Origin of the sequence: Proteus cibi (assembly GCF_003144405.1) — a bacterium.
Taxonomy (GTDB): Bacteria; Pseudomonadota; Gammaproteobacteria; order Enterobacterales; family Enterobacteriaceae; genus Proteus; species Proteus cibi.
Genome location: NZ_PENW01000001.1, coordinates 1 through 25,237, shown reverse-complemented (window position 1 = coordinate 25,237; position 25,237 = coordinate 1). Strand labels below are relative to the sequence as shown.

General features: G+C 42.2%; 44 protein-coding genes. 38 read left to right on the top strand and 6 right to left on the bottom strand.

The genetic code is table 11. The features are described from left to right. From DK865_RS00220 to DK865_RS00060, 33 genes are all read left to right on the top strand, one after another. Nucleotides 1–79: EF-Tu C-terminal domain-related protein (locus DK865_RS00220; RefSeq protein WP_001184434.1), on the top strand; the 79-nt coding region annotated here is incomplete at its 5' end. A gap of 219 nt (nt 80–298) precedes the next feature. Then, nucleotides 299–496 (top strand): bacterioferritin-associated ferredoxin, encoded by a 198-nt coding sequence (bfd, locus tag DK865_RS00215; protein WP_088494063.1) that lies wholly within the window; start codon nt 299–301, stop codon nt 494–496. A gap of 77 nt (nt 497–573) precedes the next feature. Continuing rightward, entirely contained in the window at nt 574–1,047 is a 474-nt protein-coding gene (gene bfr / locus DK865_RS00210; RefSeq protein WP_109390890.1) for a bacterioferritin, read from the top strand. Nucleotides 1,048–1,397: 350 nt separating this feature from the next. Next, on the top strand, nt 1,398–1,709 hold the full coding sequence (rpsJ, locus tag DK865_RS00205; RefSeq protein WP_001181005.1) for a 30S ribosomal protein S10: 312 nt from the start codon (nt 1,398–1,400) through the stop codon (nt 1,707–1,709). Nucleotides 1,710–1,741: 32 nt separating this feature from the next. Further along, nucleotides 1,742–2,371 carry a 50S ribosomal protein L3 gene (gene rplC / locus DK865_RS00200; protein WP_023583465.1) on the top strand — a complete coding sequence of 210 codons (630 nt, stop codon included), beginning with the start codon at nt 1,742–1,744 and terminating at the stop codon, nt 2,369–2,371. Between the two features lie 16 nt (nt 2,372–2,387). Continuing rightward, the gene (gene rplD, locus DK865_RS00195) at nt 2,388–2,993 is read left to right on the top strand and encodes a 50S ribosomal protein L4 (protein ID WP_023583466.1); all 606 of its coding nucleotides are present in this window, start codon (nt 2,388–2,390) and stop codon (nt 2,991–2,993) included. Next, nucleotides 2,990–3,292, top strand: a complete 303-nt coding sequence (rplW, locus tag DK865_RS00190) for a 50S ribosomal protein L23 (RefSeq protein WP_004246962.1) — start codon at nt 2,990–2,992, stop codon at nt 3,290–3,292. The genes rplD and rplW overlap by 4 nt, the downstream gene beginning before the upstream one ends. A 19-nt stretch (nt 3,293–3,311) precedes the next feature. Continuing rightward, complete coding sequence (gene rplB / locus DK865_RS00185) at nt 3,312–4,136, top strand: 50S ribosomal protein L2 (protein ID WP_006535497.1); 825 nt, start codon at nt 3,312–3,314, stop codon at nt 4,134–4,136. 14 nt (nt 4,137–4,150) lie between these two features. Continuing rightward, nucleotides 4,151–4,429 (top strand): 30S ribosomal protein S19, encoded by a 279-nt coding sequence (rpsS, locus tag DK865_RS00180; RefSeq protein ID WP_004246960.1) that lies wholly within the window; start codon nt 4,151–4,153, stop codon nt 4,427–4,429. 14 nt (nt 4,430–4,443) lie between these two features. Next, complete coding sequence (gene rplV / locus DK865_RS00175) at nt 4,444–4,776, top strand: 50S ribosomal protein L22 (protein WP_006535498.1); 333 nt, start codon at nt 4,444–4,446, stop codon at nt 4,774–4,776. A 17-nt stretch (nt 4,777–4,793) separates the two neighbouring features. Continuing rightward, a complete protein-coding gene (rpsC, locus tag DK865_RS00170) occupies nt 4,794–5,495 on the top strand; it encodes a 30S ribosomal protein S3 (RefSeq protein ID WP_023583467.1) in 702 nt (233 codons plus the stop codon). A gap of 12 nt (nt 5,496–5,507) precedes the next feature. Next, entirely contained in the window at nt 5,508–5,918 is a 411-nt protein-coding gene (gene rplP / locus DK865_RS00165; RefSeq protein ID WP_006535500.1) for a 50S ribosomal protein L16, read from the top strand. Next, nucleotides 5,918–6,109 (top strand): 50S ribosomal protein L29, encoded by a 192-nt coding sequence (gene rpmC, locus DK865_RS00160; protein WP_004238624.1) that lies wholly within the window; start codon nt 5,918–5,920, stop codon nt 6,107–6,109. Before rplP ends, rpmC begins: the two co-directional genes overlap by 1 nt. Next, nucleotides 6,109–6,363: a 30S ribosomal protein S17 gene (gene rpsQ / locus DK865_RS00155; protein WP_023583468.1), complete on the top strand. Its 255-nt coding sequence runs from the start codon at nt 6,109–6,111 to the stop codon at nt 6,361–6,363. The genes rpmC and rpsQ overlap by 1 nt, the downstream gene beginning before the upstream one ends. A gap of 176 nt (nt 6,364–6,539) precedes the next feature. Beyond that, entirely contained in the window at nt 6,540–6,911 is a 372-nt protein-coding gene (rplN, locus tag DK865_RS00150; RefSeq protein ID WP_004246955.1) for a 50S ribosomal protein L14, read from the top strand. 10 nt (nt 6,912–6,921) lie between these two features. Further along, on the top strand, nt 6,922–7,236 hold the full coding sequence (gene rplX, locus DK865_RS00145; RefSeq protein ID WP_006535502.1) for a 50S ribosomal protein L24: 315 nt from the start codon (nt 6,922–6,924) through the stop codon (nt 7,234–7,236). Nucleotides 7,237–7,249: 13 nt separating this feature from the next. Then, nucleotides 7,250–7,789 carry a 50S ribosomal protein L5 gene (rplE, locus tag DK865_RS00140; RefSeq protein ID WP_004246952.1) on the top strand — a complete coding sequence of 180 codons (540 nt, stop codon included), beginning with the start codon at nt 7,250–7,252 and terminating at the stop codon, nt 7,787–7,789. Between the two features lie 12 nt (nt 7,790–7,801). Continuing rightward, nucleotides 7,802–8,107, top strand: a complete 306-nt coding sequence (gene rpsN, locus DK865_RS00135) for a 30S ribosomal protein S14 (RefSeq protein ID WP_006535503.1) — start codon at nt 7,802–7,804, stop codon at nt 8,105–8,107. A 32-nt stretch (nt 8,108–8,139) separates the two neighbouring features. Next, complete coding sequence (gene rpsH / locus DK865_RS00130; RefSeq protein ID WP_004246950.1) at nt 8,140–8,532, top strand: 30S ribosomal protein S8; 393 nt, start codon at nt 8,140–8,142, stop codon at nt 8,530–8,532. Nucleotides 8,533–8,546: 14 nt separating this feature from the next. Then, nucleotides 8,547–9,080: a 50S ribosomal protein L6 gene (rplF, locus tag DK865_RS00125; protein WP_023583470.1), complete on the top strand. Its 534-nt coding sequence runs from the start codon at nt 8,547–8,549 to the stop codon at nt 9,078–9,080. A gap of 9 nt (nt 9,081–9,089) precedes the next feature. Then, the gene (rplR, locus tag DK865_RS00120) at nt 9,090–9,443 is read left to right on the top strand and encodes a 50S ribosomal protein L18 (RefSeq protein ID WP_023583471.1); all 354 of its coding nucleotides are present in this window, start codon (nt 9,090–9,092) and stop codon (nt 9,441–9,443) included. 14 nt (nt 9,444–9,457) lie between these two features. Further along, nucleotides 9,458–9,958: a 30S ribosomal protein S5 gene (rpsE, locus tag DK865_RS00115; RefSeq protein ID WP_023583472.1), complete on the top strand. Its 501-nt coding sequence runs from the start codon at nt 9,458–9,460 to the stop codon at nt 9,956–9,958. 5 nt (nt 9,959–9,963) lie between these two features. Beyond that, nucleotides 9,964–10,143 (top strand): 50S ribosomal protein L30, encoded by a 180-nt coding sequence (rpmD, locus tag DK865_RS00110; RefSeq protein ID WP_036914634.1) that lies wholly within the window; start codon nt 9,964–9,966, stop codon nt 10,141–10,143. Nucleotides 10,144–10,146: 3 nt separating this feature from the next. After that, a complete protein-coding gene (gene rplO, locus DK865_RS00105) occupies nt 10,147–10,581 on the top strand; it encodes a 50S ribosomal protein L15 (protein WP_004246944.1) in 435 nt (144 codons plus the stop codon). 7 nt (nt 10,582–10,588) lie between these two features. Then, a complete protein-coding gene (secY, locus tag DK865_RS00100; protein ID WP_006535510.1) occupies nt 10,589–11,911 on the top strand; it encodes a preprotein translocase subunit SecY in 1,323 nt (440 codons plus the stop codon). Nucleotides 11,912–11,953: 42 nt separating this feature from the next. Beyond that, nucleotides 11,954–12,070, top strand: coding sequence for a 50S ribosomal protein L36 (rpmJ, locus tag DK865_RS00095; RefSeq protein WP_071788572.1), 117 nt, complete (start codon nt 11,954–11,956; stop codon nt 12,068–12,070). Between the two features lie 146 nt (nt 12,071–12,216). Beyond that, the gene (gene rpsM / locus DK865_RS00090; protein WP_036914623.1) at nt 12,217–12,573 is read left to right on the top strand and encodes a 30S ribosomal protein S13; all 357 of its coding nucleotides are present in this window, start codon (nt 12,217–12,219) and stop codon (nt 12,571–12,573) included. Nucleotides 12,574–12,589: 16 nt separating this feature from the next. Continuing rightward, the gene (gene rpsK / locus DK865_RS00085; protein WP_002919257.1) at nt 12,590–12,979 is read left to right on the top strand and encodes a 30S ribosomal protein S11; all 390 of its coding nucleotides are present in this window, start codon (nt 12,590–12,592) and stop codon (nt 12,977–12,979) included. A gap of 36 nt (nt 12,980–13,015) precedes the next feature. Next, nucleotides 13,016–13,636 carry a 30S ribosomal protein S4 gene (gene rpsD / locus DK865_RS00080; RefSeq protein WP_004246942.1) on the top strand — a complete coding sequence of 207 codons (621 nt, stop codon included), beginning with the start codon at nt 13,016–13,018 and terminating at the stop codon, nt 13,634–13,636. A 25-nt stretch (nt 13,637–13,661) separates the two neighbouring features. Further along, on the top strand, nt 13,662–14,651 hold the full coding sequence (locus DK865_RS00075; protein WP_006535513.1) for a DNA-directed RNA polymerase subunit alpha: 990 nt from the start codon (nt 13,662–13,664) through the stop codon (nt 14,649–14,651). 37 nt (nt 14,652–14,688) lie between these two features. Continuing rightward, nucleotides 14,689–15,075 (top strand): 50S ribosomal protein L17, encoded by a 387-nt coding sequence (gene rplQ, locus DK865_RS00070; protein WP_004246940.1) that lies wholly within the window; start codon nt 14,689–14,691, stop codon nt 15,073–15,075. A gap of 298 nt (nt 15,076–15,373) precedes the next feature. Beyond that, nucleotides 15,374–15,787 (top strand): Zn(2+)-responsive transcriptional regulator, encoded by a 414-nt coding sequence (zntR, locus tag DK865_RS00065; protein WP_023583474.1) that lies wholly within the window; start codon nt 15,374–15,376, stop codon nt 15,785–15,787. Between the two features lie 50 nt (nt 15,788–15,837). After that, nucleotides 15,838–16,044: an alternative ribosome-rescue factor A gene (locus tag DK865_RS00060; protein ID WP_023583475.1), complete on the top strand. Its 207-nt coding sequence runs from the start codon at nt 15,838–15,840 to the stop codon at nt 16,042–16,044. Between the two features lie 3 nt (nt 16,045–16,047). Here DK865_RS00060 and mscL read toward each other — a convergent pair whose 3' ends face one another. The 5 genes from mscL to def all read right to left on the bottom strand — a co-directional run bounded on the left by mscL (nt 16,048) and on the right by def (nt 20,926). Continuing rightward, the gene (gene mscL / locus DK865_RS00055; protein ID WP_023583476.1) at nt 16,048–16,455 is read right to left on the bottom strand and encodes a large-conductance mechanosensitive channel protein MscL; all 408 of its coding nucleotides are present in this window, start codon (nt 16,453–16,455) and stop codon (nt 16,048–16,050) included. Nucleotides 16,456–16,570: 115 nt separating this feature from the next. Beyond that, nucleotides 16,571–17,947, bottom strand: coding sequence for a Trk system potassium transporter TrkA (gene trkA, locus DK865_RS00050; protein ID WP_023583477.1), 1,377 nt, complete (start codon nt 17,945–17,947; stop codon nt 16,571–16,573). Nucleotides 17,948–18,059: 112 nt separating this feature from the next. Continuing rightward, a complete protein-coding gene (gene rsmB, locus DK865_RS00045) occupies nt 18,060–19,328 on the bottom strand; it encodes a 16S rRNA (cytosine(967)-C(5))-methyltransferase RsmB (protein ID WP_023583478.1) in 1,269 nt (422 codons plus the stop codon). A gap of 99 nt (nt 19,329–19,427) precedes the next feature. Further along, complete coding sequence (gene fmt, locus DK865_RS00040) at nt 19,428–20,375, bottom strand: methionyl-tRNA formyltransferase (RefSeq protein WP_109390889.1); 948 nt, start codon at nt 20,373–20,375, stop codon at nt 19,428–19,430. Nucleotides 20,376–20,401: 26 nt separating this feature from the next. Beyond that, a complete protein-coding gene (gene def / locus DK865_RS00035; protein WP_109390888.1) occupies nt 20,402–20,926 on the bottom strand; it encodes a peptide deformylase in 525 nt (174 codons plus the stop codon). Nucleotides 20,927–21,056: 130 nt separating this feature from the next. Here def and dprA point away from each other — a divergent pair, with 130 nt between their 5' ends. From dprA to DK865_RS00010, 5 genes are read left to right on the top strand one after another with little or no spacing between them, the layout of a single operon-like run. Then, nucleotides 21,057–22,202, top strand: coding sequence for a DNA-processing protein DprA (gene dprA / locus DK865_RS00030; protein WP_109390887.1), 1,146 nt, complete (start codon nt 21,057–21,059; stop codon nt 22,200–22,202). A gap of 18 nt (nt 22,203–22,220) precedes the next feature. Continuing rightward, nucleotides 22,221–22,778 carry a topoisomerase DNA-binding C4 zinc finger domain-containing protein gene (locus tag DK865_RS00025; protein ID WP_109390886.1) on the top strand — a complete coding sequence of 186 codons (558 nt, stop codon included), beginning with the start codon at nt 22,221–22,223 and terminating at the stop codon, nt 22,776–22,778. Continuing rightward, nucleotides 22,771–23,340 (top strand): L-threonylcarbamoyladenylate synthase type 1 TsaC, encoded by a 570-nt coding sequence (gene tsaC / locus DK865_RS00020; RefSeq protein WP_109390885.1) that lies wholly within the window; start codon nt 22,771–22,773, stop codon nt 23,338–23,340. Before DK865_RS00025 ends, tsaC begins: the two co-directional genes overlap by 8 nt. Nucleotides 23,341–23,345: 5 nt before the next feature. Next, a complete protein-coding gene (aroE, locus tag DK865_RS00015; RefSeq protein ID WP_036914631.1) occupies nt 23,346–24,170 on the top strand; it encodes a shikimate dehydrogenase in 825 nt (274 codons plus the stop codon). Next, the gene (locus tag DK865_RS00010; RefSeq protein ID WP_023583483.1) at nt 24,167–24,427 is read left to right on the top strand and encodes a DUF1488 family protein; all 261 of its coding nucleotides are present in this window, start codon (nt 24,167–24,169) and stop codon (nt 24,425–24,427) included. The genes aroE and DK865_RS00010 overlap by 4 nt, the downstream gene beginning before the upstream one ends. On the opposite strand, the gene DK865_RS00005 is transcribed toward DK865_RS00010, so the two are convergent. Further along, a complete protein-coding gene (locus DK865_RS00005) occupies nt 24,403–24,966 on the bottom strand; it encodes a gamma carbonic anhydrase family protein (protein WP_023583484.1) in 564 nt (187 codons plus the stop codon). The two genes, DK865_RS00010 and DK865_RS00005, sit on opposite strands and share 25 nt — an antisense overlap. Between the last annotated feature and the right edge of the window lie 271 nt (nt 24,967–25,237).

Genomic DNA, 25,237 nt, shown 5'->3' with positions numbered 1-25,237 from the left:
GGACGACGGTTTACGTTTCGCTATCCGTGAAGGTGGCCGTACAGTAGGTGCGGGCGTTGTTGCTAAAGTATTAGGTTAATTCCTGATAGATTTATGCATAAAAAGGGCATCATTAGATGCCCTTTTTTGTATCTGAAAATTAGATATTTTAAATTTCAATAAAGTATTGCTGGTTTTCTTACCTCGTCATCTTTGATGATATAAATAAGTAAACGCACTTAAGTTAAATAAATATAAATTGAAATCATAATAATTATCATTTACTATTTTGGCGTAAGTAGTTAATGAGGTTTTTATTATGTACGTATGTCTTTGTCATGGTGTGAGTGATAAAAAAATTATCTCGACAGTCCATAAACATCAAATCCACACGATTAATGAATTACGCAAGATCTTACCTGTTGGAAGCTGTTGTGGTAAGTGTGTACGTCAAGCTCGTCAACTTATCGAAAATGAGCAATCTGCTCTCTACCCTCAAATTTCTGAAGTCGCATAACAAATTTTTAATTTCCTTTCTCTCCACTTTGTATAAAAGGTCTACACTAAAAAGACTGGAAGCAAAGGAGCATAAAAATGAAAGGTGATAAAAAAATGATAGCCCACCTTAATAAGTTATTAGGTGGCGAGCTTGTTGCAATTAATCAGTATTTCCTACATGCCCGAATGTTTAAGAATTGGGGACTTACACGCCTTAATGAAATGGAATATCATGAATCCATAGATGAGATGAAACACGCTGATAAATATATTGAGCGTATTTTGTTCCTTGAAGGTATTCCAAACTTACAAGATTTAGGCAAATTAAACATCGGTGAAGATGTTGAAGAAATGCTACGTTCTGATTTGGAATTGGAATTAGGTGGTGCCAAAGATTTACGTGAAGCCATTGCTTACGCAGATTCAATTCATGACTATGTTAGCCGTGATTTGATGTTAGAAATTCTAACCGATGAAGAAGGGCATATTGATTGGATTGAAACCCAGCTTGAACTTATCGAACGAGTGGGACTTCAAAACTATCTACAAGCTCAAATTATTGAAGAGTAACTTAGCTCATTATAGAGAGAATAACCTATCTTCTTTAGTAGGTTGTCAGACAGTTTCTAAAGCAAAGGTGATGAATGTTGCCTTTGCTTTTTTTATTTTCAAAAAGATAAAATGAATTTTTATCGCTGATTTTTTATTCTTGGCTTGATTTCATCACTCAGGCAAGTATAATGCGCAGGCTCACTGATTTAGTGAGGCTGATTTATCAGCTAATGCAGATTTTTTATTGCATTAATATAATACTCCCGATTGGGGAGTTATATGCAGAACGATTACACTCTCTCATCAATCGAAATGGGTACGAGTAGTGATCATTTACGTTTATAAAAAATAGTTGGAGCTCTGGTCTCATGCAGAACCAAAGAATCCGTATCCGCCTGAAAGCTTTTGATCATCGTCTGATTGATCAATCAACTGCGGAAATCGTAGAGACTGCTAAGCGCACTGGTGCGCAAGTTCGTGGTCCAATCCCACTGCCGACTCGCAAAGAGCGTTTCACAGTGTTGATTTCTCCGCACGTTAATAAAGATGCGCGTGATCAGTATGAAATTCGCACTCACAAACGTCTGGTTGACATCGTTGAGCCAACCGAGAAAACCGTTGATGCTCTGATGCGTCTGGATCTGGCTGCCGGCGTAGACGTGCAGATCAGCCTAGGTTAATCAGGTCATCAAGCGATTGAGAGGTTGAAACAATGATTGGTTTAGTCGGTAAGAAAGTAGGAATGACTCGTATCTTCACTGAAGATGGCGTTTCAATCCCTGTAACCGTTATCGAAATTGAAAACAACCGTGTTACTCAGGTCAGAGATCTAGAGAAAGACGGTTATCGTGCCATTCAGGTGACTACTGGTAGCAAAAAAGCTAACCGTGTACTGAAACCTGAAGCAGGTCATTTTGCTAAAGCTGGTGTTGAAGCTGGCCGCTTACTACGTGAATTCCGTCTGAATGAAGGCGAAGAATACACTGTAGGTCAAAGCATTAGCGTAGAAATTTTCGCTGACGTTAAAAAAGTCGACGTTACTGGAACATCTAAAGGTAAAGGTTTTGCTGGTACTGTAAAGCGCTGGAACTTCCGTACTCAAGATGCTACCCACGGTAACTCCTTGTCTCACCGTGTTCCGGGTTCTATCGGTCAGAACCAGACTCCGGGTAAGGTGTTTAAAGGCAAGAAAATGGCAGGTCAACTGGGTAACGAACAAGTTACCGTTCAGAGCCTGGAAGTAGTACGTGTTGACGCTGAGCGCAACCTGCTGCTGGTCAAAGGTGCTGTTCCAGGTGCAACTGGCAGTGACCTGATCGTTAAACCAGCTGTCAAGGCGTAACGTCGAGGAGATAGGAATGGAATTGGTAATGAAAGACGCGCAAGGCGCGCTGACTGTTTCCGAAACTACCTTCGGGCGTGACTTTAACGAAGCGCTTGTGCATCAAGTAGTCGTTGCATACGCTGCTGGTGCTCGTCAAGGTACTCGTGCTCAGAAAACCCGTGCTGAAGTTTCTGGTTCAGGCAAAAAGCCTTGGAGACAGAAAGGTACAGGTCGTGCACGTTCAGGTTCAATCAAGAGCCCAATCTGGCGCTCTGGTGGTGTTAGCTTCGCAGCTAAACCACAGGACCACAGTCAAAAAGTAAACAAAAAGATGTACCGTGGTGCTCTGAAGAGCATTCTGTCTGAGCTGGTACGTCAAGATCGTCTGATCGTCGTAGAGAAGTTCTCTGTTGAAGCGCCTAAAACTAAGCTTTTAGCACAGAAACTGAAAGATATGGCTCTGGAAGATGTTCTGATCATCACTGCTGATGTAGATGAGAATCTGTATTTAGCAGCACGCAACTTATATAAAGTTGACGTACGTGATGCAGCAACAATCGACCCTGTTAGCTTAATCGCCTTCGACAAAGTCGTCATGACTGCTGACGCTGTGAAGCAAGTTGAGGAGATGCTGGCATGATCCGTGAAGAACGTCTGCTGAAAGTACTGCGCGCGCCGCATGTATCTGAAAAAGCTTCTATCGCGATGGAAAAATCAAACACCATCGTTCTCAAAGTTGCTAAAGACGCGACCAAAGCAGAGATTAAAGCAGCTGTACAAAAACTGTTTGAAGTCGAAGTTGAAAGTGTTAACACTCTGCTGATGAAAGGCAAAGTGAAACGTCACGGTCAGCGTATTGGTCGTCGTAGCGACTGGAAAAAAGCTTACGTCACCCTGAAGGAAGGCCAGAATCTGGACTTCGTCGGCGGCGCTGAGTAAGTCGGAGGAGTAAAGAACAATGGCAATTGTTAAATGTAAACCTACGTCTCCGGGCCGTCGCCACGTAGTTAAAGTGGTAAACCCTGAGCTGCATAAAGGGAAACCTTATGCGCCATTGCTGGAAAAGAACAGCAAGTCCGGTGGTCGTAACAACAATGGTCGTATCACTACCCGTCATATCGGTGGTGGTCACAAACAGGCTTACCGTATTGTTGACTTTAAACGCAACAAAGATGGTATCCCTGCGACAGTAGAACGTCTGGAATATGATCCAAACCGTTCAGCTAACATCGCTTTAGTGCTGTATGCTGATGGTGAACGTCGCTACATTCTGGCTCCAAAAGGCCTGAAAGCGGGTGATAAAGTTCAGTCTGGCGTTGATGCTGCTATCAAAGCGGGTAACACCTTACCAATGCGTAATATCCCGGTTGGTTCTACAGTTCATAACGTAGAAATGAAACCAGGTAAAGGTGGTCAGTTAGCTCGTTCAGCAGGTACTTACGTTCAGATCGTTGCGCGTGATGGTGCTTATGTCACTATTCGTCTGCGTTCTGGTGAAATGCGTAAAGTTCCTTCTGATTGCCGTGCAACTATCGGTGAAGTTGGCAACTCTGAGCACATGTTACGCGTTCTGGGTAAAGCTGGTGCAAGTCGCTGGCGTGGTATTCGTCCTACCGTTCGCGGTACTGCGATGAACCCAGTCGATCACCCACATGGTGGTGGTGAAGGTCGTAACTTTGGTAAACACCCAGTAACACCTTGGGGCGTTCAAACCAAAGGTAAGAAGACTCGTAAAAACAAACGCACTGAACATTTCATCGTTCATCGTCGTACTAAGAAATAATTAGAGGATAAGCCATGCCACGTTCTCTCAAGAAAGGTCCTTTCATTGACCTGCACTTGCTGAAGAAGGTAGAGAAAGCGGTGGAAAGCGGTGACAAAAAGCCTGTTAAGACTTGGTCCCGTCGTTCAACGATCTTTCCTAACATGATCGGTTTGACCATCGCTGTCCATAATGGTCGTCAGCATGTTCCAGTTTACGTTTCCGACGAAATGGTTGGTCACAAACTGGGTGAATTCGCGCCGACCCGTACTTATCGCGGTCATGCAGCCGATAAAAAGGCTAAGAAAAAATAAGGTAGGAGGAAGAGATGGAAACTATCGCTATGCATCGCCACGCTCGTTCTTCTGCTCAGAAGGTTCGCTTGGTAGCTGACCTGATTCGCGGTAAGAAAGTGTCGCAAGCTCTGGAAATTTTAACCTTTACCAACAAGAAAGCTGCTGGTTTAGTGAAGAAAGTACTGGAGTCTGCTATTGCTAATGCAGAACACAACGATGGCGCTGACATTGATGATCTGAAAGTAGCTAAGATCTTTGTTGACGAAGGTCCTTCTATGAAGCGCATTATGCCTCGTGCAAAAGGCCGTGCAGATCGTATTCTGAAGCGCACCAGCCACATCACTGTGGTTGTGTCTGATCGCTGAGACTCTGGAGACTAGCAATGGGTCAAAAAGTACATCCTAATGGTATCCGCCTTGGCATTGTCAAGCCTTGGAATTCCACATGGTATGCGGGTACCAATGAATTCGCTGACAACCTAGACAGCGACTTTAAAGTACGTCAGTACTTAACTAAAGAACTGGCTAAAGCATCTGTATCTCGTATCGTTATCGAACGTCCTGCGAAAAGTATCCGTGTGACTATTCACACTGCTCGCCCAGGCATCGTTATCGGTAAAAAAGGTGAAGATGTTGAAAAACTGCGCAAAAACGTAGCGGATATCGCTGGCGTTCCTGCGCAAATTAATATCGCCGAAGTACGTAAACCTGAACTGGACGCAAAATTAGTTGCTGACAGCATCACTTCACAGCTGGAACGTCGTGTTATGTTCCGTCGTGCTATGAAGCGTGCGGTACAGAACGCTATGCGTTTAGGCGCTAAAGGTATTAAAGTGGAAGTAAGTGGTCGTTTAGGCGGCGCTGAAATCGCTCGTACTGAATGGTATCGTGAAGGTCGTGTACCTCTGCACACTCTGCGTGCAGACATCGACTACAATACCTCAGAAGCACAAACCACTTATGGTGTGCTCGGCGTTAAGGTATGGATCTTCAAAGGTGAGATCCTGGGTGGTATGGCTGCAGTTGAACAGGCGGAAAAACCGGCTGCTCAACCTAAAAAGCAGCAGCGTAAAGGCCGCAAGTAAGGAGAGTCGCTGATGTTACAACCAAAGCGTACAAAATTCCGTAAAGTGCACAAAGGCCGCAACCGTGGCTTAGCTGCTGGTGCGGATGTAAGCTTCGGGACTTACGGTCTTAAAGCTGTGGGCCGTGGTCGTCTGACTGCACGTCAGATCGAAGCGGCACGTCGTGCAATGACCCGTGCAGTTAAGCGTCAGGGTAAAATCTGGATCCGTGTGTTCCCAGACAAACCAATCACTGAAAAGCCGCTCGAAGTCCGTATGGGTAAAGGTAAAGGTAACGTTGAGTATTGGGTTGCCTTAATCCAGCCAGGTAAAGTCCTGTATGAAATGGATGGTGTGCCTGAAGAACTGGCCCGTGAAGCATTCAAGCTGGCGGCAGCAAAACTGCCTATCAAAACCACCTTTGTAACTAAGACGGTGATGTAATGAAAGCAAAAGAGCTGCGCGAAAAGAGCGTTGAAGAGCTGAACACAGAACTGCTGAACTTACTGCGCGAGCAGTTTAACCTGCGTATGCAGGCAGCAAGTGGTCAGTTACAACAGTCTCATCTGTTGAAACAAGTGCGTCGTAATATCGCACGCGTTAAGACTTTACTGACTGAGAAGGCGGGTGCGTAATGACCGATAAAATCCGTACTCTGCAAGGTCGTGTAGTTAGTGACAAAATGGAAAAATCTATTGTTGTTGCTATCGATCGTATGGTTAAACACCCATTATATGGTAAGTTTATCCGTCGTACGACTAAACTGCATGTACATGACGAGAACAACGAATGTGGAATTGGTGACGTAGTAGAAATTCGTCAAACACGTCCACTGTCTAAGACTAAGTCTTGGGCGTTAGTTCGCGTTGTAGAAAAAGCTGTTCTGTAATAAAATAGCCTTTTCGTACGAAATAAACGGCTCAAAACTGAACGAGCCGTTTATTTTTTCTGTCCATAGCGAGAATGTGGTGTTATAATGCCGCTCCCTCGTATTATGGGATATTGAACGGCCTCTTCTAATGTGGAAGTGGCTCAGTAGTAGTTGACATTTAGCGGAGCACTAAAATGATCCAAGAACAGACTATGCTGAACGTGGCCGACAACTCCGGTGCACGTCGCGTAATGTGTATCAAGGTTCTAGGTGGCTCGCACCGTCGCTACGCAGATGTAGGTGACATCATCAAAATTACCATTAAGGAAGCAATTCCACGTGGTAAAGTTAAGAAAGGTGATGTACTGAAAGCGGTAGTGGTGCGCACCAAGAAGGGTGTTCGTCGCCCTGACGGTTCTGTCATTCGCTTCGATAGCAACGCTTGTGTATTGTTAAACAACAACAGCGAGCAAGTTATTGGTACGCGTATTTTTGGGCCGGTTACTCGTGAACTTCGTAACGAGAAGTTTATGAAAATAATCTCTCTGGCACCTGAAGTACTCTAAGGAGCAGGCAATGGCAGCGAAAATCCGTCGTGAAGACGAAGTTATCGTGCTGACTGGTAAAGATAAAGGTAAGCGCGGTAAAGTAAAACAGGTTCTTTCTTCTGGTAAAGTTATCGTTGAAGGTATCAATCTGGTTAAAAAACATCAGAAGCCAGTTCCGGCTCTGAACCAACCAGGTGGCATCGTTGAAAAAGAAGCTTCTATCCAAGTTTCTAACGTTGCAATCTTCAATGCGGCAACCGGTAAGGCTGACCGTGTAGGTTTTAGATTCGAAGACGGCAAAAAAGTTCGTTTCTTCAAATCTAATAAAGAAACTATCAAGTAATTTGGAGTATACGATGGCGAAACTGCATGATTACTACAAAGACGAGGTAGTCCAAAAACTGATGTCTCAGTTTGGTTACCATTCTGTCATGCAAGTCCCTCGGGTCGAGAAGATCACCCTGAACATGGGTGTTGGTGAAGCTATTGCTGATAAAAAACTGCTGGACAATGCAGCAGCTGATTTAGCAGCAATCTCAGGTCAAAAACCTTTGATCACCAAAGCACGCAAATCTGTTGCAGGCTTCAAAATCCGCCAGGGCTATCCGATCGGCTGTAAAGTGACCCTGCGTGGCGAACGCATGTGGGAGTTCTTTGAACGCCTGATCTCTATTGCTGTACCACGTATCCGTGACTTCCGTGGTTTGTCCGCTAAATCATTTGATGGACGTGGTAACTACAGCATGGGCGTACGTGAGCAAATCATCTTCCCTGAAATCGATTACGATAAAGTGGATCGTGTTCGTGGTTTGGATATTACCATTACTACGACTGCGAAATCAGATGATGAAGGTCGCGCACTGTTAGCAGCGTTTAACTTCCCGTTCCGCAAGTAAGGCAGGGCATTCATGGCTAAGAAATCTATGAAAGCACGTGATGTAAAACGTGCGAATTTAGCTGAGAAATTCTTCGCAAAACGCGCAGAACTGAAAGCTATCGTTTCAGATGTGAACGTGTCTGACGAAGATCGTTGGAATGCTGTTCTGAAACTGCAAACTATGCCACGTGATTCAAGTCCTTCACGTCAGCGTAACCGCTGCCGTCAAACTGGACGTCCGCACGGTTTCCTGCGGAAATTTGGCCTCAGCCGTATTAAAGTCCGTGAAGCCGCTATGCGCGGTGAAATCCCGGGCCTTAGAAAGGCTAGCTGGTAATTACCATAATTGAATCACGGGAGTAAAGACAGATGAGCATGCAAGATCCCATCGCGGATATGCTGACCCGTATCCGTAACGGTCAGGCCGCGAACAAAGTTGCGGTCACAATGCCTTCCTCCAAGCTGAAAGTGGCGATTGCCAACGTGCTTAAGGAAGAAGGTTATATCGAAGATTTTAAAATTGAAGGCGACACTAAGCCAGAACTGGAAATCACTTTAAAATATTTCCAAGGTAAGGCTGTAGTAGAAAGCATTCAGCGCGTAAGCCGTCCAAGTCTGCGCATCTATAAAAGAAAAGATGAGCTGCCACAAGTTATGGCAGGACTGGGCATCGCTGTTGTTTCTACCTCAAAAGGTGTTATGACTGATCGTGCAGCTCGCCAAGCAGGTCTTGGTGGCGAGATTATCTGCTACGTAGCTTAATTCGGGAGGAAAGAATGTCTCGTGTGGCAAAAGCACCCGTCGTCATTCCTGCCGGCGTAGAGGTTAAACTCAACGGTCAGGTAATTACGATTAAGGGTAAAAACGGCGAGCTAACTCGTACTATCCATAATGCAGTTGAAATTCAACATGCTGACAACCACTTAACTTTCGCTCCACGCGATGGTTTTGCTGATGCATGGGCACAGGCGGGTACTACTCGTTCTCTGTTAAATGCAATGGTTGTAGGTGTTACCGAAGGCTTCACTAAAAAACTGCAACTGGTAGGTGTAGGTTATCGTGCGTCTATTAAAGGCAATGCGGTTAACTTATCAGTAGGTTTTTCACATCCAGTGGAACACCAACTGCCAGCAGGCATCACTGCTGAATGTCCAACACAAACTGAAATCGTACTGAAAGGTGCGGATAAGCAAGTGATTGGTCAAGTAGCAGCTGAACTGCGTGCTTACCGTCGCCCTGAACCTTATAAAGGTAAAGGTATTCGTTACGCCGACGAAGTTGTGCGTATCAAAGAGGCTAAGAAGAAGTAAGGTAACACTATGGATAAGAAAGCAGCTCGTATCCGTCGTGCGACCCGCGCACGCCGTAAGCTCCAGGAATTGGGTGCGACTCGCCTGGTGGTACACCGTACCCCTCGCCATATTTATGCGCAGGTTATTGCACCAAACGGTTCTGAAACTTTGGTGGCCGCTTCTACTACAGAAAAAGCTATCATTGAGCAACTGAAAAACACTGGAAACAAAGAAGCAGCAGCAGTAGTTGGTAAAATTGTTGCTGAACGCGCTCTGGAAAAAGGTATCAAAGTAGTATCATTTGACCGTTCCGGTTTCCAATATCATGGTCGAGTCCAGGCACTGGCAGATGCTGCCCGTGAAGCTGGCCTTCAGTTCTAAGGTAGGAGTGTAAGATGGCTCACATCGAGAAACAAGCTGGCGAACTGCAGGAAAAGCTGATCGCGGTAAACCGCGTATCTAAAACCGTTAAAGGTGGTCGTATCTTTAGCTTCACCGCTCTTACAGTAGTCGGTGATGGCAATGGCCGCGTTGGTTTTGGATATGGCAAAGCTCGCGAAGTTCCGGCAGCAATCCAGAAAGCGATGGAAAAAGCCCGTCGCAATATGAAAACCGTCGCTTTAAATAACGGTACTCTGTTCCACCCTGTAAAAGGTACTCACACGGGCTCTCGCGTATTTATGCAGCCTGCTCATGAAGGTACCGGTATCATCGCAGGTGGTGCAATGCGTGCAGTTCTAGAAGTGGCTGGCGTTCGTAACGTACTGGCTAAAACCTATGGTTCCACTAACCCGATTAACGTGGTTCGTGCAACACTGGACGCTTTAGATAGCATGAAGTCTCCAGATATGGTCGCAGCTAAGCGTGGTAAATCCGTTGAAGAAATTCTGGGGTAATGACCATGGCTAAGACTATTAAAATTACTCAAACACGCAGCTTGATCGGTCGTTTGCCTAAACATAAGGCAACGATGACTGGTTTAGGTCTGCGTCGCATCGGTCACACTGTAGAACGCGAAGATACACCAGCAGTTCGCGGTATGATCAACTTGGTTTCCTATATGGTTAAAGTTGAGGAGTAAGAGATGCGTTTAAATACTCTGTCTCCGGCTGAAGGTGCCAAGCATGCGCCTAAACGTGTAGGTCGTGGTATCGGTTCTGGCTTAGGTAAAACTGGCGGCCGTGGTCACAAAGGTCAGAAATCTCGTTCTGGCGGTGGCGTACGTCGTGGTTTTGAAGGTGGCCAGATGCCTTTATATCGTCGTTTACCAAAATTTGGTTTTACTTCACGTAAATCATTCGTGACTGCGGAAATCCGTCTGTCTGATTTAGCTTACGTTGAAGGCGATGTAATCGATCTGAATGCACTGAAAGCCGCAAACGTTGTTGGCCCACAGATTGAATTTGCAAAATTAATTCTGTCTGGTGAGGTTAACCGTGCAGTGACTATTCGTGGTCTGCGTGTTACCAAAGGTGCCCGTGCAGCAATCGAATCAGCTGGCGGTAAAATTGAGGAATAAGTGACAGATGGCTAAACAACCAGGTTTAGATTTTCAGAGTGCTAAAGGTGGTGTTGGTGAACTAAAACGCAGACTTTTGTTTGTTCTTGGTGCACTTATTGTCTTTAGGATTGGCTCTTTTATTCCTATCCCTGGTATTGATGCCACTGTGCTTGCCAAATTGCTCGATCAGCAAAAAGGCACCATCATTGAAATGTTTAACATGTTCTCTGGTGGTGCTCTTAGCCGTGCTTCTATCTTTGCGCTGGGTATCATGCCTTATATTTCGGCATCGATTATTATCCAACTCTTATCAGTGGTTAACCCTCGGTTAGCAGAGATTAAGAAGGAAGGGGAGGCCGGTCGTCGTAAGATCAGCCAATATACCCGTTATGGTACTTTGGTGCTGGCGATATTCCAATCAATTGGTATCGCAACAGGCTTACCGAATATGCCAGGAATGCAAGGTCTGGTAATCAACCCAGGTCTACCATTCTATATTACGGCTGTTGTGAGCTTAGTCACTGGGACAATGTTCCTAATGTGGTTAGGTGAGCAAATCACTGAACGTGGTATTGGTAACGGTATCTCAATTATTATCTTTGCAGGTATCGTTGCAGGTCTTCCGCCTGCCATTGGTCAAACCATCGAGCAGGCGCGGCAAGGCGAACTGCACTTCCTCCTGTTATTGTTGGTTGCAGTATTGGTGTTCGCGGTTACTTTCTTTGTTGTTTTTGTAGAAAGAGGACAACGACGTATCGTTGTTAACTATGCAAAACGTCAACAAGGGCGTAGAATATACGCGGCACAAAGTACACATCTACCACTTAAAGTAAATATGGCGGGTGTTATACCAGCAATTTTTGCTTCAAGTATTATCCTGTTTCCTGGTACAATAACCTCTTGGTTTGGCGATGGTACAGGGTGGGGTTGGCTGACGACGATTTCTTTAAATCTACAGCCTGGTCAACCTATTTATGTGTTACTATACGCTGCTGCAATCATCTTCTTCTGTTTCTTCTATACGGCGTTGGTTTTCAACCCAAGAGAAACGGCAGATAACCTGAAGAAGTCCGGTGCATTTGTACCAGGAATTCGCCCGGGAGAGCAGACGGCTAAATATATAGATAAAGTAATGACACGTTTAACCTTAATTGGTGCCTTGTATATTACCTTTATCTGTCTCATCCCGGAGTTCATGCGTGACGCAATGAAAGTACCTTTCTATTTTGGTGGTACTTCCCTCTTAATCGTGGTTGTGGTCATCATGGATTTTATGGCTCAAGTGCAAACTCTCCTGATGTCAAGTCAGTATGAGTCTGCATTGAAAAAAGCAAATCTTAAAGGTTAATTACTGATAAGCGATTTGTTTTAGAAGTTACGGAGAGTAAAAATGAAAGTTCGTGCTTCCGTCAAGAAAATGTGCCGTAACTGCAAAATTGTTAGACGTCACGGTCACGTGCGTGTAATTTGCAGCGTCGAGCCTAAGCATAAACAGCGTCAAGGCTAATTTATTGCATTTTTTTCTTGCAAAGTTCGGTTGAGCTGGCTAAATTAGCCAGCCCAATCTTTTATAATATATACAGTATTGTTTGAGTATCCTGAAAACGGGCTTTTCAGAATGGTACTGTATAACTGCTAATTTAGGAGTGCATAGTGGCCCGTATAGCAGGCATTAACATTCCTGATCATAAACATACTGTAATCGCATTAACTTCGATTTACGGTATCGGTAAGACCCGCTCACAGGCTATCTGTGTAGCTGCTGGTATTGCTGAAAATGTTAAGATCAGTGAGCTGTCTGAAGAGCAAATCGACAAGCTGCGTGACGAAGTTGCCAAATACGTTGTAGAAGGTGATCTGCGTCGTGAAGTTACCCTGAGCATCAAACGTCTGATGGATCTTGGTACTTACCGTGGTTTACGTCATCGTCGTGGTCTACCAGTTCGCGGTCAGCGTACTAAGACTAACGCACGTACCCGTAAGGGTCCGCGTAAGCCGATCAAGAAATAATCGGGGTATTTGAACAATGGCAAAAGCACCTATTCGTGCACGTAAGCGTGTAAGAAAACAAGTCTCTGACGGTGTGGCTCATATCCATGCTTCTTTCAACAACACAATCGTTACTATTACCGATCGTCAAGGTAACGCATTGGGTTGGGCTACTGCCGGTGGTTCCGGTTTCCGTGGTTCTCGTAAATCTACTCCGTTCGCGGCTCAGGTTGCAGCAGAACGTTGCGCTGAAGCTGTTAAAGAGTACGGAATTAAGAACTTGGAAGTTATGGTTAAAGGACCTGGTCCTGGTCGTGAGTCAACTATCCGTGCATTAAACGCGGCTGGTTTCCGCATCACTAATATTACTGATGTGACTCCGATTCCTCATAACGGTTGTCGTCCACCGAAAAAACGTCGCGTTTAATAACGTTTTCGTTTTTAGGAAAGTTGGAGAAAGAAAATGGCAAGATATTTGGGTCCTAAGCTCAAGCTGAGCCGCCGTGAAGGTACAGATTTATTTCTAAAATCTGGCGTTCGGGCGATTGACACCAAGTGTAAACTGGAACAAGCACCAGGTCAGCACGGCGCACGTAAACCGCGTCTTTCTGATTACGGTGTTCAGTTACGTGAAAAACAAAAAGTACGTCGTATTTACGGTGTTCTAGAGCGTCAATTCCGTAACTACTACAAAGAAGCAACTCGTCTGAAAGGCAACACAGGTGAAAACCTGCTGACTCTGCTGGAAGGTCGTCTGGATAACGTTGTTTATCGTATGGGCTTTGGCGCAACTCGCGCAGAAGCACGTCAGATGGTTAGCCATAAAGCAATCATGGTAAATGGTCGCGTGGTTAACATTGCTTCTTATCAGGTTTCCCCGAATGACGTAGTCAGCGTTCGTGAAAAATCGAAAAAACAGTCTCGTATCAAGGCTGCTTTAGAGCTGGCTGAACAGCGTGAAAAGCCAACATGGCTGGAAGTTGATGCTGCTAAGATGGAAGGTGTGTTCAAACGTATTCCTGAACGTACTGACTTGTCTGCTGACATTAACGAGCACCTGATCGTCGAGCTTTACTCCAAGTAAGGCTTAGCACCAAAGAGAGGACACAATGCAGGGTTCTGTGACAGAGTTTCTAAAACCGCGCCTGGTTGATATCGAGCAAGTCAGTTCGACGCACGCCAAGGTGACCCTTGAGCCATTAGAGCGAGGCTTCGGCCATACTCTTGGTAACGCACTGCGCCGTATTCTGCTTTCGTCTATGCCGGGTTGTGCGGTAACAGAGGTTGAGATTGATGGTGTACTGCATGAGTACAGCACCAAAGAAGGTGTTCAGGAAGATATCCTAGAAATACTGCTCAACCTTAAGGGGTTGGCGGTAAAAGTTCATGGTAAAGATGAAGTTATTCTTACTTTGAGCAAATCTGGCATTGGCCCTGTTATTGCAGCCGATATCATCCATGACGGTGATGTCGAAATCGTCAAGCCGCAGCACGTTATCTGCCACCTTACAGACGAAAACGCATCAATTAATATGCGTATCAAAGTTCAGCGTGGTCGTGGTTATGTGCCGGCTTCTGCCCGAATTCATTCGGAAGAAGATGAGCGCCCTATCGGTCGCCTTTTAGTAGACGCGTGCTATAGCCCAGTTGAGCGTATTGCTTATAATGTGGAAGCAGCTCGTGTTGAACAGCGTACCGACTTGGATAAGCTGGTAATCGAGATGGAAACTAACGGTACTATCGATCCAGAAGAATCGATTCGCCGTGCAGCGACTATCCTGGCTGAACAGCTTGAAGCTTTTGTTGACTTACGTGATGTTCGTCAACCAGAAGTTAAAGAAGAGAAGCCAGAATTCGATCCTATCTTACTGCGCCCAGTAGACGATCTTGAATTGACTGTCCGCTCTGCTAACTGTCTGAAGGCAGAAGCAATCCACTACATCGGTGATCTGGTACAGCGTACTGAAGTTGAATTACTTAAGACGCCTAACCTTGGTAAGAAATCTCTTACTGAGATTAAAGACGTACTGGCGTCGCGTGGTCTATCTCTGGGTATGCGCCTTGAGAATTGGCCACCTGCAAGTATCGCTGATGAATAAGATCACAGGTTAAGGTTTTACTGAGAAGGATAAGGTCATGCGCCATCGTAAGAGTGGTCGTCAATTGAACCGCAACAGCAGCCATCGTCAGGCTATGTTTCGTAACATGGCAGGTTCTTTAGTTCGTCATGAGATCATCAAGACAACTTTGCCTAAAGCGAAAGAACTGCGTCGCGTCGTTGAGCCGCTGATTACTCTTGCCAAGACCGACAGCGTAGCTAATCGTCGTCTGGCATTCGCCCGTACTCGTGATAACGAAGTCGTGGCAAAACTGTTTACAGTATTAGGTCCGCGTTTTGCGAGCCGTGCAGGTGGTTACACTCGTATTCTGAAGTGTGGCTTCCGTGCTGGTGACAACGCTCCAATGGCTTACATTGAGCTTGTTGACCGTGCTGATTCTGAAACAGAAGCAGCAGCTGAATAATTTAGTTATTATTTAGTGAAGCGAATAAAAAAACCGGATTTTTAATCCGGTTTTTTTACATCTATTGAAAATGATAGAGACTAAAACTGTTTTTATAAAAATAACTTATTAAGCCATACTCTAACCTTTCTATTTGTTATCTCATGCTTTTTTAACCTACTCTTGTGTTGCATCATATTTATTTTTTGTTATTTCAGCATACTGCTATTTTGGTAAGATAAGCTTCGCACTATATTTCAATTCTATTCTTTTGATTATTTGCTATGCTTATTCATCATTTAGAGTGAGGGAATGATCCATGTATCGTATTGGACAGGTTGCAAAATTAGCGAATGTAACAACAGATACAATCCGTTTTTATGAAAAACAGGGATTGATGGATCACGACAGGCGGACAGAAGGTGGTTATCGCCTATATACAGAGCAAGATCTTCAACGTTTGCGTTTTATTCGTTATGCAAAAGAGTTGGGCTTTACATTAGACGCGATTACAGAATTACTTTCTATTCGCGTTGATCCCGCTCATCACACTTGTGTTGAGTCAAAACAGATTGTTGATGCAAGACTTGCTGAAGTTGAAATTCGCTTGAAAGAAATGGAAAGAATGCGAGATTCATTGAAGATGTTAAGTAATGCTTGTTGTGGTAGTGCTCATGAAAGTACTTACTGTTCTATTCTTGAAATACTTGAATCTGGGGCCACAAAGCAATAATATCTGTACCGTATTACATTTTATGTTCTTTAACAATTTAAGAGGTTTCTATGTCTAGCAAATATCAGCACCAAAAAGGTGTGATTAAAGATAATGCTTTAGCAGCACTTGTTCATGATCCACTATTTAGACAACGTGTGGAAAAGAATAAGAAAGGTAAAGGAAGTTATATGAGAAAAGCAAAACATGACAAGAAGGGTAACTGGGAGGCCAGTGATAACAAAAGATTTTTTCAATTGTTATCACTGGCCTTTTAGTTTTTATTTTTGCTGATTTTTTAATAAATCACGAATTTCTGTTAATAAAGTTTCTTCTGCGGAAGGTGCCGGTGGTGCTTTAGGTGCTTCTTCTGCTTGACGACGTGTCTTATTGATTAATTTGATTGCGCAGAATATAGCAAATGCAACAATGGCAAAGTCAAAAACAGTTTGAATGAACATACCATAATTTAGTACAACAGCAGGCACATCCCCACTTGCATCCCTTAATACAAGGCTAAATTGCTTGAAATCAATACCACCGATTAATAAACCTAGGGGTGGCATAATTATATCAGCAACCAATGATGAAACAATTTTACCGAAGGCTGCACCAATGATGACACCGACTGCCATGTCAACAACATTGCCTTTCATGGCAAATTCACGAAACTCTTTGAAAAAAGACATAACCACCCCTTATTTATCTCAATATAGATTTATTATGTAAAAATATAGTATCTAACATGATAATAATAGACCATTATAAGTAACAATCACTATTATTCTTATTTCTACATAATCTTTATAAGAAAAATGGGCTGGGTTGGAAAAGTTTTTCAACTTCAGGGACATATTTTTTATCAGTGATAAACATGATCACATGATCCCCCTGCTCTATAGAGTGACTTGCGTTCGCAATAATAACATCTTGATCTCTAACAATTGCACCAATAATGGTTCCAGGTGGTAGTTTTATATCTTGTATACGGCGACCAACAACTTTTGATGTATTTTCATCACCATGTGCAACGGCTTCGATTGCCTCTGCAACACCTCGTCGTAATGATGAAACACTAACAATATCAGCTTTACGTACATGACCTAAAAGCGCAGAAATAGTCGCTTGTTGTGGTGATATTGCAATATCAATAACCCCTCCTTGGACTAAATCAACATAAGCACTACGCTGAATAAGCACCATTGCTTTTTTGGCGCCCATCCTCTTTGCCAGCATTGCTGACATAATATTGGCTTCATCATCATTAGTCAGTGCGATAAAGACATCAATTTGTTCTATATGTTCTTCAGCAAGAAGCTCTTGATCTGATGCATCACCATAAAAAACGATAGTGTCATGGAGCAGTTCAGCCAGTTCCGTTGCACGTTGCTGGTTATGTTCAATAAGCTTGACACTATAATCTTTTTCCAATCTAGCAGCTAAACCTGCACCGACATTACCACCACCAACAATCATAATGCGTTTATAAGGTTTTTCTAATCGCTGCAATTCGCTCATTACTGCGCGAATATGTTGAGATGCAACAACAAAGAAAACTTCATCTCCAGCTTCAATAATTGTGGAACCTTGAGGTCGGATAGGTCTGTCTTGACGAAAAATTGCAGCAACACGTGTATCGATATGTGGCATATGATCACGTAATGTTGATAGCGCATTCCCGACGAGAGAACCACCGTAATACGCTTTTACCGCAACTATACTGACTTGACCATCGGCAAAATTAACAACTTGTAAAGCGCCTGGGTATTGGATCAATTTATAAATATAATCAATAACCAAATGCTCTGGTGAGATTAAATAATCAATGGGGATCGCTTCTGGGAGAAAGAGTTTATCTGCTTCACGAACAAACTCAGAGGCGCGTATCCGAGCAACTTTATTTGGCGTATTAAACAGAGTGTAAGCAACTTGGCACGCTATCATATTGGTTTCGTCAGAGTTGGTAACGGCAACCAACATATCTGCATCTTCAGCACCGGCTTCTCTTAAGATCCTTGGGTGAGATCCATGTCCATTGACTACTCGTAAATCGAATTTATCTTGGAGTTGGCGTAAGCGATCTGCATTAGTGTCAACGACAGTAATATCATTATTCTCCCCGACAAGATTTTCAGCGAGAGTACCACCTACTTGACCAGCGCCTAAGATAATAATTTTCATCGTAATTTCTCAGAGTATTTGATTAACAAATAGAAAAGAAACGCAAGATCTCGATGATCTTGCGTTGAAATAGTAGCGTTTTTTAGATCTGATATCATCTTTTATCACAAGATCATATTTTTTTGATCAATGCATAAAAGAAACCATCACCACCTTTTTCTTCTGGTAAGCATTGGTGCTGATAATCACATAGTGCATCTTTTGTTGATGCTAAAAATGCTTCAATTTGTTGTTTATTTTCTTCAGGCAAAATAGAGCAAGTTGCATACACTAATGTGCCACCCGATTTTAGGTATGGCCAAATAGCGTGAAGGATCTCTTTTTGAATTTGAGCTAATTGCTCAATGTCGTCATTACGACGAAGCCATTTTATATCTGGGTGACGGCGGATAACGCCTGTTGCTGAGCATGGCGCATCAAGAAGAACTCGGTCAAACTGCATGCCGGCACACCATTGTTCAGGATAACGGCCATCACCACTTTTAACGACAGCATTAAGTTTTAAACGCGTAAGGTTCTCTTGTACTCGTTTTAAACGTTGTTCATCGATATCGATAGCTAATACTTGAGCCTGAGGAGCTATTTCTAGAATATGTGTTGTTTTACCGCCTGGCGCTGCACATAAATCAAGGATCTGCTCTTTATTTTCTGGCGCTAATAATTCAGCACAACGTTGCGCTGAACGATCTTGAACGGTTACCCAACCATCAGCAAATCCTGGAAGAAGGTTCACGTTGCATGGATTTTCTAAACGGATCGCGAAGGGGTGGCTATCATCAGCAATAGCAGGAATTTCTTCATTTTCAAGTAATGTTAAATATTCTTCTCGAGAATGATGGCGTTGATTTACACGTAACCACATTGGTGGTTTTTGGTTATTACCTTCAATAATACTCATCCACTGCTCAGGGTAAGCCTGTTTAATACGAGCAAGTAGCCATGATGGATGGAGAAAACGATTTTCACTATTTTGAAAGCGTTCATTTAGGATATCTTGTTGGCGTTGAAACTGACGTAACACACCGTTAATCAATCCTTTTAACTGTGGCTTTTTTAGTGCAACAGCACCATTTACTGTCTCTGCTAGAGCTGCATGAGCAGGAATACGTGTATAAAGAAGCTGATATAAACCAACCATAATGAGGTAGTGTAAAATGCGTTGTTTACCTTTTAATGGTTTATCCATGAGCTGCTGAATAATCCATTCTAATTGTGGCAATGTACGTAATACGCCAAAGCAGATTTCTTGTAACAAGGCTTTATCTTTATCTGAGATATTTTTCTGAAGTTCTGGTATGACAGTGCTTAGAGATAAACCTTGATCTAATACTTGGTTAATTGCTTTAGCTGCAATGCTACGTAAGTTGTATGACGTTTTCATGATGAGTTAACGTTTAATATTGAGCGCCAGAGATGTATTACATTGGCGTGAAAAAAGGAAAACCCTGATAATAATGTTAGATATCAGGGCTTATCAGTATTATTGAATGATTTTTCCAGGAGTGAACCAATCTCGCTTGGAATTTAAGAAATCAGCAGAAGCCATTGGTTTCTTACCCGATGGTTGCAACTCAGTGATATTTAGAATGCCGTTACCTGTCGCAATATAAATACCCGTTTTATCTGCTTTTAATATGGTTCCTGCTGGTTGAGCGGTGTTATCTGCAATAGCTTGTGCTTTCCATACTTTTACAGGTTGCTCGTCTAACATGAAAAAGCTCATTGGCCATGGGTTAAATGCTCTTATACAACGTTCAATCTGTTCTGCTGATAATGACCAATCAATTTTTGCTTCTTCTTTTGATAATTTTTGTGCGTAATTCGCTAAGTTATCGTCTTGCTTTTCTGCTTTTATTTTACCAGAGGTAATGAGATCTAACGTAGTTGTTAGTGCTTTAGGGCCAAGTTCTGCAAGCTTCTCATAAAGTGATGCGCTGGTATCTTCATTCGTAATTGGGCATGATGCTTTATACAGCATATCGCCTGTATCTAAACCCACATCCATTTGCATAATTGTGACGCCTGTTTCTTTATCTCCTGCCCACAAAGAGCGTTGAATTGGCGCTGCACCACGCCATTTAGGAAGGAGAGAGCCATGCACATTAAGGCAACCTAAACGTGGTATTTCAAGAACGGCTTTAGGTAAAATCATGCCATAAGCGACAACAATCATGATATCTGCTTGTTGTGCTGCTATCCACTTATGGTTCTCTTCTGGTTTTAAAGAAGCTGGTTGATAAACAGGAATATCATGAGTCAATGCCAGTTCTTTTACAGGGCTAATAGTCAGTTTCTTACCTCTTCCTGCGGGTTTGTCTGGAGGTGTAAGTATTCCCACCACACGATGTTGGGTTGATAACAATGCAGCTAAATGTCGAGCTGCAAAATCGGGTGTTCCCGCAAAAATAATACGTAATGAATCAGACACGTTTTCTTCCTGTTTCAATTTAACTGTTACTGTCCTGCTTTAGCTCTTTTTTTATCTAGTTTATCGAGTTTTTCAACTTTTTGACGGATACGTTGGCGTTTAAGTGGAGATAAATAATCTACAAATAACTTACCAACTAAATGATCCATTTCATGTTGAATACAGATAGCTAATAAATCATCAGCTTCTAACTCAAAAGGTTGACCATTGTAATCAAGGGCTTTTACTTTCACCTGCTCTGCACGCGGAATAAAAGCACGCTGTTCTGGGATAGATAAACAGCCTTCTTCTATGCCTGTATCACCGTTGGCATCAAGAAGTTCTGGGTTTATTAATACCAGTCTTTCATCTCTTGTTTCAGAGACATCAATGACGATAATGCGCTGGTGAATATTCACCTGTGTCGCGGCTAAACCGATACCTTCTTCCAAATACATTGTTTCAAACATATCATCGACAATTTTTTGAATTTCGGCATCAACTTTTTCGACTGGTTTTGCAATCGTGCGAAGGCGCTCGTCTGGATAATGTAATACGTGTAACACTGCCATAATTTATTCGGACTGTTTCTAAAATGTGAATAGGATTTAACGTCTATTCTAGACATTTATTGTCTAGATTGACAGTATTTGGTGTGTTTCGCACTTACCTTGTTTGTTAAAAACAATATTAGGATAATGCATGGATGCTAGAGAAATATGGATAAGGCTTAATGCTGTTTCAAGACTACCTATTAATAAAGCGATTCAAATTGCAAGGTATCTACAGTCCTTTACTCAGTTAAATCAAAAACTATTAATAGGTTGTGGTCTGTCAGAACAGCAAAGTCATCAATTCTTAAGACTTCATGCAAATACTGTCGACAATACATTAAAGTGGTTAGATAAAAACGAATCATCATTATTAACGATTACAGATTCAGATTATCCATCTTTATTAAAGCAAATTTCATCACCACCACTTTTGCTTTTTGTTGCAGGAAATAGGGAGCATTTAAAAAGCACACAAATTGCATTAATTGGTAGTCGAGTTGCTACACCATATAGTTCCAAATGGGCAGCTTATTTTGCACAGGAGTTAGTAAAGAGAGAGCTGACAATTACCAGTGGGTTAGCTCAAGGTATTGATGGTATTGGACATCGAAGTGCATTAAAGAACAATGGTATTACTATTGCCGTATTAGGAAGTGGTTTAGAGCAGATTTATCCGTCATTCCATCGTACTCTGGCAACACAAATAAAAGAATCAGGCCTTATTATTTCTGAACATTTACCAATGACACCACCTTTAGCGCGCCATTTCCCTCAACGTAATCGAATTATTAGTGGGCTAAGTGCTGCACTGCTTATTGTTGAAGCAGGAATTAAAAGCGGTTCTTTAATAACAGCAAATTATGCCCTGCAACAGGGTAAAGAGTTGTTTGTGTTACCTGGATTATTAGGCGATGCTCATTTTGAAGGTAATCACCAGCTTATTAAGCAAGGTGCAAATTTAACGTCTTCGCCTGAAGATATCCTAGAATATTTAAATAGCTCTTTGCGGTGGCTTACTTGTGATAATGAGCATCAACAAAAACTAATAACAGAAGAATATACAACGCTTATCAATAATGAAAAACGAGAGGTTAAAATAGAGCAACTCACCTCAGAACAACAACAAGCGATGGATGTAATATTGCCTTTGCTTCATTTTAATAAAACGCTACCTATTGATATTATTGCTCAGGCTAGTGGATTATCAACTTCTGCATTAGCTCCTCTTTTATTAGAACTTGAGCTTATTAAAAAAGTCGCTATTGTGGCTGGTGGTTATACTCGATTGGAATAAGTGTAATGAGGTAAAACAATGGCAAAGAATATGCCGTTTACACAGCAACCCGAACAGGAAAAATGTCCTGAATGTGGTAGCGCTTTAGTGATGAAAAATGGAGGGCATGGCCCTTTTTTAGGATGCTCTGCTTATCCTGATTGCCACTATATTAAAACACTAAAACCACAAAGTGATGGACAAATTATCAAAGTCTTAGAAGGACAACCTTGTAAGTGCTGTGGTGCTGATTTAGTTTTACGTCAGGGTAAATTTGGGATGTTTATTGGCTGTAGCAATTATCCTGAATGTGAACATATAGAGCAAATTGATAAACCTGATGAAACAGTTATACCTTGCCCTCAATGTAAAAAAGGGAAACTATTACAACGTAAGTCTCGGTTTGGTAAGATATTTTATGCTTGTAACCAATATCCAGAATGTCAATTTGTATTAAATCACAAACCCGTTAATGGTGAATGTGAACATTGCCACTATCCATTATTGATGGAAAAAAGGTCTTCTCAAGGAGTAAGATTGGTGTGCGCCAGCAAATTATGTGGAAAGCAACAAACAAAAAGAGAAGAACATGAATAACGAAGCATCACCTGTAAGCAATACAATTATAGAAGCATTAAAAGATAATAAAGTTATCGCATATCCAACAGAAGCTGTATTTGGGGTAGGTTGTGATCCTGATAGTGAGCACGCTGTTATGGCACTATTAATGTTAAAACAACGTTCAATTGAAAAAGGGCTAATTTTAATTGCTGATAACTATGAGCAATTGAAACCTTATATTGACGATAGTGCATTGACACAACCCCAACGAGAGAGAATGTTTGCATCTTGGCCGGGGCCCGTTACGTGGGTTATTCCTGCCAAATCAACGACGCCAAAGTGGTTAACTGGAAAATTTTCTTCTTTAGCTGTGAGAGTAACAGACCACTCAGTTGTTAAAGCGTTATGTTTAGCTTATGGGAAACCTTTAGTTTCAACCAGTGCTAACTTAAGTGGATTACCACCATGTCGTACAGTTGAAGAAGTAAGAGAACAATTTAAGGATACGATTCCTATCGTTGAAGGGAATGTTGGTGGTAGACAGAATCCTTCTGAAATTCGAGATGCATTAACGGGTGAATTGTACCGACAAGGGTGATTGCGATGGAAAAATATTTAGTGATGGGAAATCCTATCGAACACAGCCAGTCTCCATTCATTCACCAATTTTTCTCAAAGCAAATAGGAATAGAGTATGGCTATGGACGCTTACTTGTTCCTTTAGGTGAATTTGATAAAACCGCTTCACATTTTTTTTCTAATGGAGGGCGAGGTGCTAATGTTACAGTTCCTTTTAAAGAAGATGCATTCCGCTTTGTGGATAAATTAACAGATAGAGCAAAAGCATGTGGCGCAGTTAACTCTATTGTTAAATTAGAGGATGGATCACTTCTTGGTGATAACACTGATGGGCAAGGACTTATTCTGGATTTAGCAAGGCTCGATTTTATTGTGCCTAATCAGGTTAAATCCGTCTTAGTTATTGGTGCTGGTGGTGCAACAAGAGGAATACTACTTCCATTACTTGATTACGATTGTGATATTACTTTAACCAATCGTACATTTACTAAAGCTGAGCAATTAGTAAAAGAGTTTAGTCAATTTGGGACGATCAGAGCAATCGCTGCAGAAGAGGTTGCTGATAGACATTACGATTTAATTATAAATGCATCTGCATCTAGTATGACTAATGATTTACCACCTATTCCTAATGATGTTTATGGTTTTGAAACAGCGTGCTACGACCTTTATTATCAAACTGGAATGACTTCATTTCTATATAACGCATTAAAACATGGGAGTACACGTTTATCAGATGGGCTAGGTATGTTAGTTGGACAAGCAGCTTATGCATTGGAATTATGGTATGAACTTGTACCAGATATTAACCCCGTACTTAATGTATTGAGAGAAAGATTGAATCAATGAACCAATCCATTCAATTTCCAGATCGTGAAATATGGCTAGAGGAGAATAGGCGTGTTCTTTTTCCTATAATGATCAACGGAATGCTTTTTGATTGTCAAATTACAGAGCAAGAGCTTATTACGCGTTTTGGTGTTGGTGAGGGAATTTTATTATTTAAACAAAATCGTTGGGACATTGAAGAAGAATTTGAAGAGTTGGTAACAGAGTATGAGTTATCAACTCTTCATCCTATCTATTCATTGTCAATGGCGGATTGATGAGTAGCTAAATAGTTATTTTTCCACCCGACATAATTATTAGCAGAATAGATAAAATGCTCTATTTCTGCCGATGAAAGTGGACGCACTTTTTTCACAGGGCTTCCTAAGTAAAGAAAACCGCTTTCAAGCCGCTTTCCTGGTGGAACTAAACTACCTGCACCAATCATTACATCGTCTTCAATAATTGCGCCATCAAGTAAAATAGAGCCCATTCCAACTAAAACACGATCTCCGATTGTGCATCCATGTAGCATTGCTTTGTGCCCAACAGTAACGTTATCACCAATAATAAGAGGAAAACCTGCAGGATCGTTGGGGGAGATGTGGGTGACATGAAGAACCGAACCATCTTGAATATTCGATCTTTTCCCTATACTGACATAATTCACATCACCACGAATAACAACCATAGGCCAGATACTGACATCTTCACTAATGCGTACATCTCCAATCACAGTTGCTGTCTCATCAATAAAAACATTTTTATCAATAGAAGGTGAAAGGTGTAAGTAATTCCTGATTGTTGATTTCCTCATAATTTAACCTCGTACTTGGTTTCACTTTATAAATAAGAAAAGCATAGCAGTCGATGGGGGAGGCTGGCGAGAGCAATGAAGTGTGATTGATAGAATATATCGAATAGACAACAACAAGGTGGGTCGTGTATTTTTGATACAGAAAATGTGTTTTCCGTATCAAAAATAGACGTAAAGTTCAAAAAGAGAACGAACAGAAAAAAAATTGAAATAAACACTTGCGCTAATCCGAGATCTCCCTATAATGCGCATCCACTGACCGGCGATGAGC

Coding starts and splice junctions, on each gene's coding strand:
- rplE (WP_004246952.1), top strand. CDS start 7,250: ATGGCGAAACTGCATGATTACTACAAAGACGAGGTAGTCCAAAAACTG.
- def (WP_109390888.1), bottom strand. CDS start 20,926: ATGGCAGTGTTACACGTATTACATTATCCAGACGAGCGCCTTCGCACG.
- rplR (WP_023583471.1), top strand. CDS start 9,090: ATGGATAAGAAAGCAGCTCGTATCCGTCGTGCGACCCGCGCACGCCGT.
- secY (WP_006535510.1), top strand. CDS start 10,589: ATGGCTAAACAACCAGGTTTAGATTTTCAGAGTGCTAAAGGTGGTGTT.
- rplX (WP_006535502.1), top strand. CDS start 6,922: ATGGCAGCGAAAATCCGTCGTGAAGACGAAGTTATCGTGCTGACTGGT.
- rpmC (WP_004238624.1), top strand. CDS start 5,918: ATGAAAGCAAAAGAGCTGCGCGAAAAGAGCGTTGAAGAGCTGAACACA.
- rplV (WP_006535498.1), top strand. CDS start 4,444: ATGGAAACTATCGCTATGCATCGCCACGCTCGTTCTTCTGCTCAGAAG.
- rpsQ (WP_023583468.1), top strand. CDS start 6,109: ATGACCGATAAAATCCGTACTCTGCAAGGTCGTGTAGTTAGTGACAAA.
- rplF (WP_023583470.1), top strand. CDS start 8,547: ATGTCTCGTGTGGCAAAAGCACCCGTCGTCATTCCTGCCGGCGTAGAG.
- rplC (WP_023583465.1), top strand. CDS start 1,742: ATGATTGGTTTAGTCGGTAAGAAAGTAGGAATGACTCGTATCTTCACT.
- DK865_RS00010 (WP_023583483.1), top strand. CDS start 24,167: ATGAACCAATCCATTCAATTTCCAGATCGTGAAATATGGCTAGAGGAG.
- zntR (WP_023583474.1), top strand. CDS start 15,374: ATGTATCGTATTGGACAGGTTGCAAAATTAGCGAATGTAACAACAGAT.
- rpsD (WP_004246942.1), top strand. CDS start 13,016: ATGGCAAGATATTTGGGTCCTAAGCTCAAGCTGAGCCGCCGTGAAGGT.
- mscL (WP_023583476.1), bottom strand. CDS start 16,455: ATGTCTTTTTTCAAAGAGTTTCGTGAATTTGCCATGAAAGGCAATGTT.
- tsaC (WP_109390885.1), top strand. CDS start 22,771: ATGAATAACGAAGCATCACCTGTAAGCAATACAATTATAGAAGCATTA.
- rplP (WP_006535500.1), top strand. CDS start 5,508: ATGTTACAACCAAAGCGTACAAAATTCCGTAAAGTGCACAAAGGCCGC.
- rplO (WP_004246944.1), top strand. CDS start 10,147: ATGCGTTTAAATACTCTGTCTCCGGCTGAAGGTGCCAAGCATGCGCCT.
- rpsE (WP_023583472.1), top strand. CDS start 9,458: ATGGCTCACATCGAGAAACAAGCTGGCGAACTGCAGGAAAAGCTGATC.
- rpsK (WP_002919257.1), top strand. CDS start 12,590: ATGGCAAAAGCACCTATTCGTGCACGTAAGCGTGTAAGAAAACAAGTC.
- DK865_RS00025 (WP_109390886.1), top strand. CDS start 22,221: ATGGCAAAGAATATGCCGTTTACACAGCAACCCGAACAGGAAAAATGT.
- bfd (WP_088494063.1), top strand. CDS start 299: ATGTACGTATGTCTTTGTCATGGTGTGAGTGATAAAAAAATTATCTCG.
- rsmB (WP_023583478.1), bottom strand. CDS start 19,328: ATGAAAACGTCATACAACTTACGTAGCATTGCAGCTAAAGCAATTAAC.
- trkA (WP_023583477.1), bottom strand. CDS start 17,947: ATGAAAATTATTATCTTAGGCGCTGGTCAAGTAGGTGGTACTCTCGCT.
- aroE (WP_036914631.1), top strand. CDS start 23,346: ATGGAAAAATATTTAGTGATGGGAAATCCTATCGAACACAGCCAGTCT.
- DK865_RS00005 (WP_023583484.1), bottom strand. CDS start 24,966: ATGAGGAAATCAACAATCAGGAATTACTTACACCTTTCACCTTCTATT.
- rpsS (WP_004246960.1), top strand. CDS start 4,151: ATGCCACGTTCTCTCAAGAAAGGTCCTTTCATTGACCTGCACTTGCTG.
- rpsJ (WP_001181005.1), top strand. CDS start 1,398: ATGCAGAACCAAAGAATCCGTATCCGCCTGAAAGCTTTTGATCATCGT.
- rplD (WP_023583466.1), top strand. CDS start 2,388: ATGGAATTGGTAATGAAAGACGCGCAAGGCGCGCTGACTGTTTCCGAA.
- rpsH (WP_004246950.1), top strand. CDS start 8,140: ATGAGCATGCAAGATCCCATCGCGGATATGCTGACCCGTATCCGTAAC.
- rpmJ (WP_071788572.1), top strand. CDS start 11,954: ATGAAAGTTCGTGCTTCCGTCAAGAAAATGTGCCGTAACTGCAAAATT.
- bfr (WP_109390890.1), top strand. CDS start 574: ATGAAAGGTGATAAAAAAATGATAGCCCACCTTAATAAGTTATTAGGT.
- rpsN (WP_006535503.1), top strand. CDS start 7,802: ATGGCTAAGAAATCTATGAAAGCACGTGATGTAAAACGTGCGAATTTA.
- rpsC (WP_023583467.1), top strand. CDS start 4,794: ATGGGTCAAAAAGTACATCCTAATGGTATCCGCCTTGGCATTGTCAAG.
- rpmD (WP_036914634.1), top strand. CDS start 9,964: ATGGCTAAGACTATTAAAATTACTCAAACACGCAGCTTGATCGGTCGT.
- dprA (WP_109390887.1), top strand. CDS start 21,057: ATGGATGCTAGAGAAATATGGATAAGGCTTAATGCTGTTTCAAGACTA.
- rplQ (WP_004246940.1), top strand. CDS start 14,689: ATGCGCCATCGTAAGAGTGGTCGTCAATTGAACCGCAACAGCAGCCAT.
- DK865_RS00060 (WP_023583475.1), top strand. CDS start 15,838: ATGTCTAGCAAATATCAGCACCAAAAAGGTGTGATTAAAGATAATGCT.
- DK865_RS00075 (WP_006535513.1), top strand. CDS start 13,662: ATGCAGGGTTCTGTGACAGAGTTTCTAAAACCGCGCCTGGTTGATATC.
- rplW (WP_004246962.1), top strand. CDS start 2,990: ATGATCCGTGAAGAACGTCTGCTGAAAGTACTGCGCGCGCCGCATGTA.
- rplB (WP_006535497.1), top strand. CDS start 3,312: ATGGCAATTGTTAAATGTAAACCTACGTCTCCGGGCCGTCGCCACGTA.
- rplN (WP_004246955.1), top strand. CDS start 6,540: ATGATCCAAGAACAGACTATGCTGAACGTGGCCGACAACTCCGGTGCA.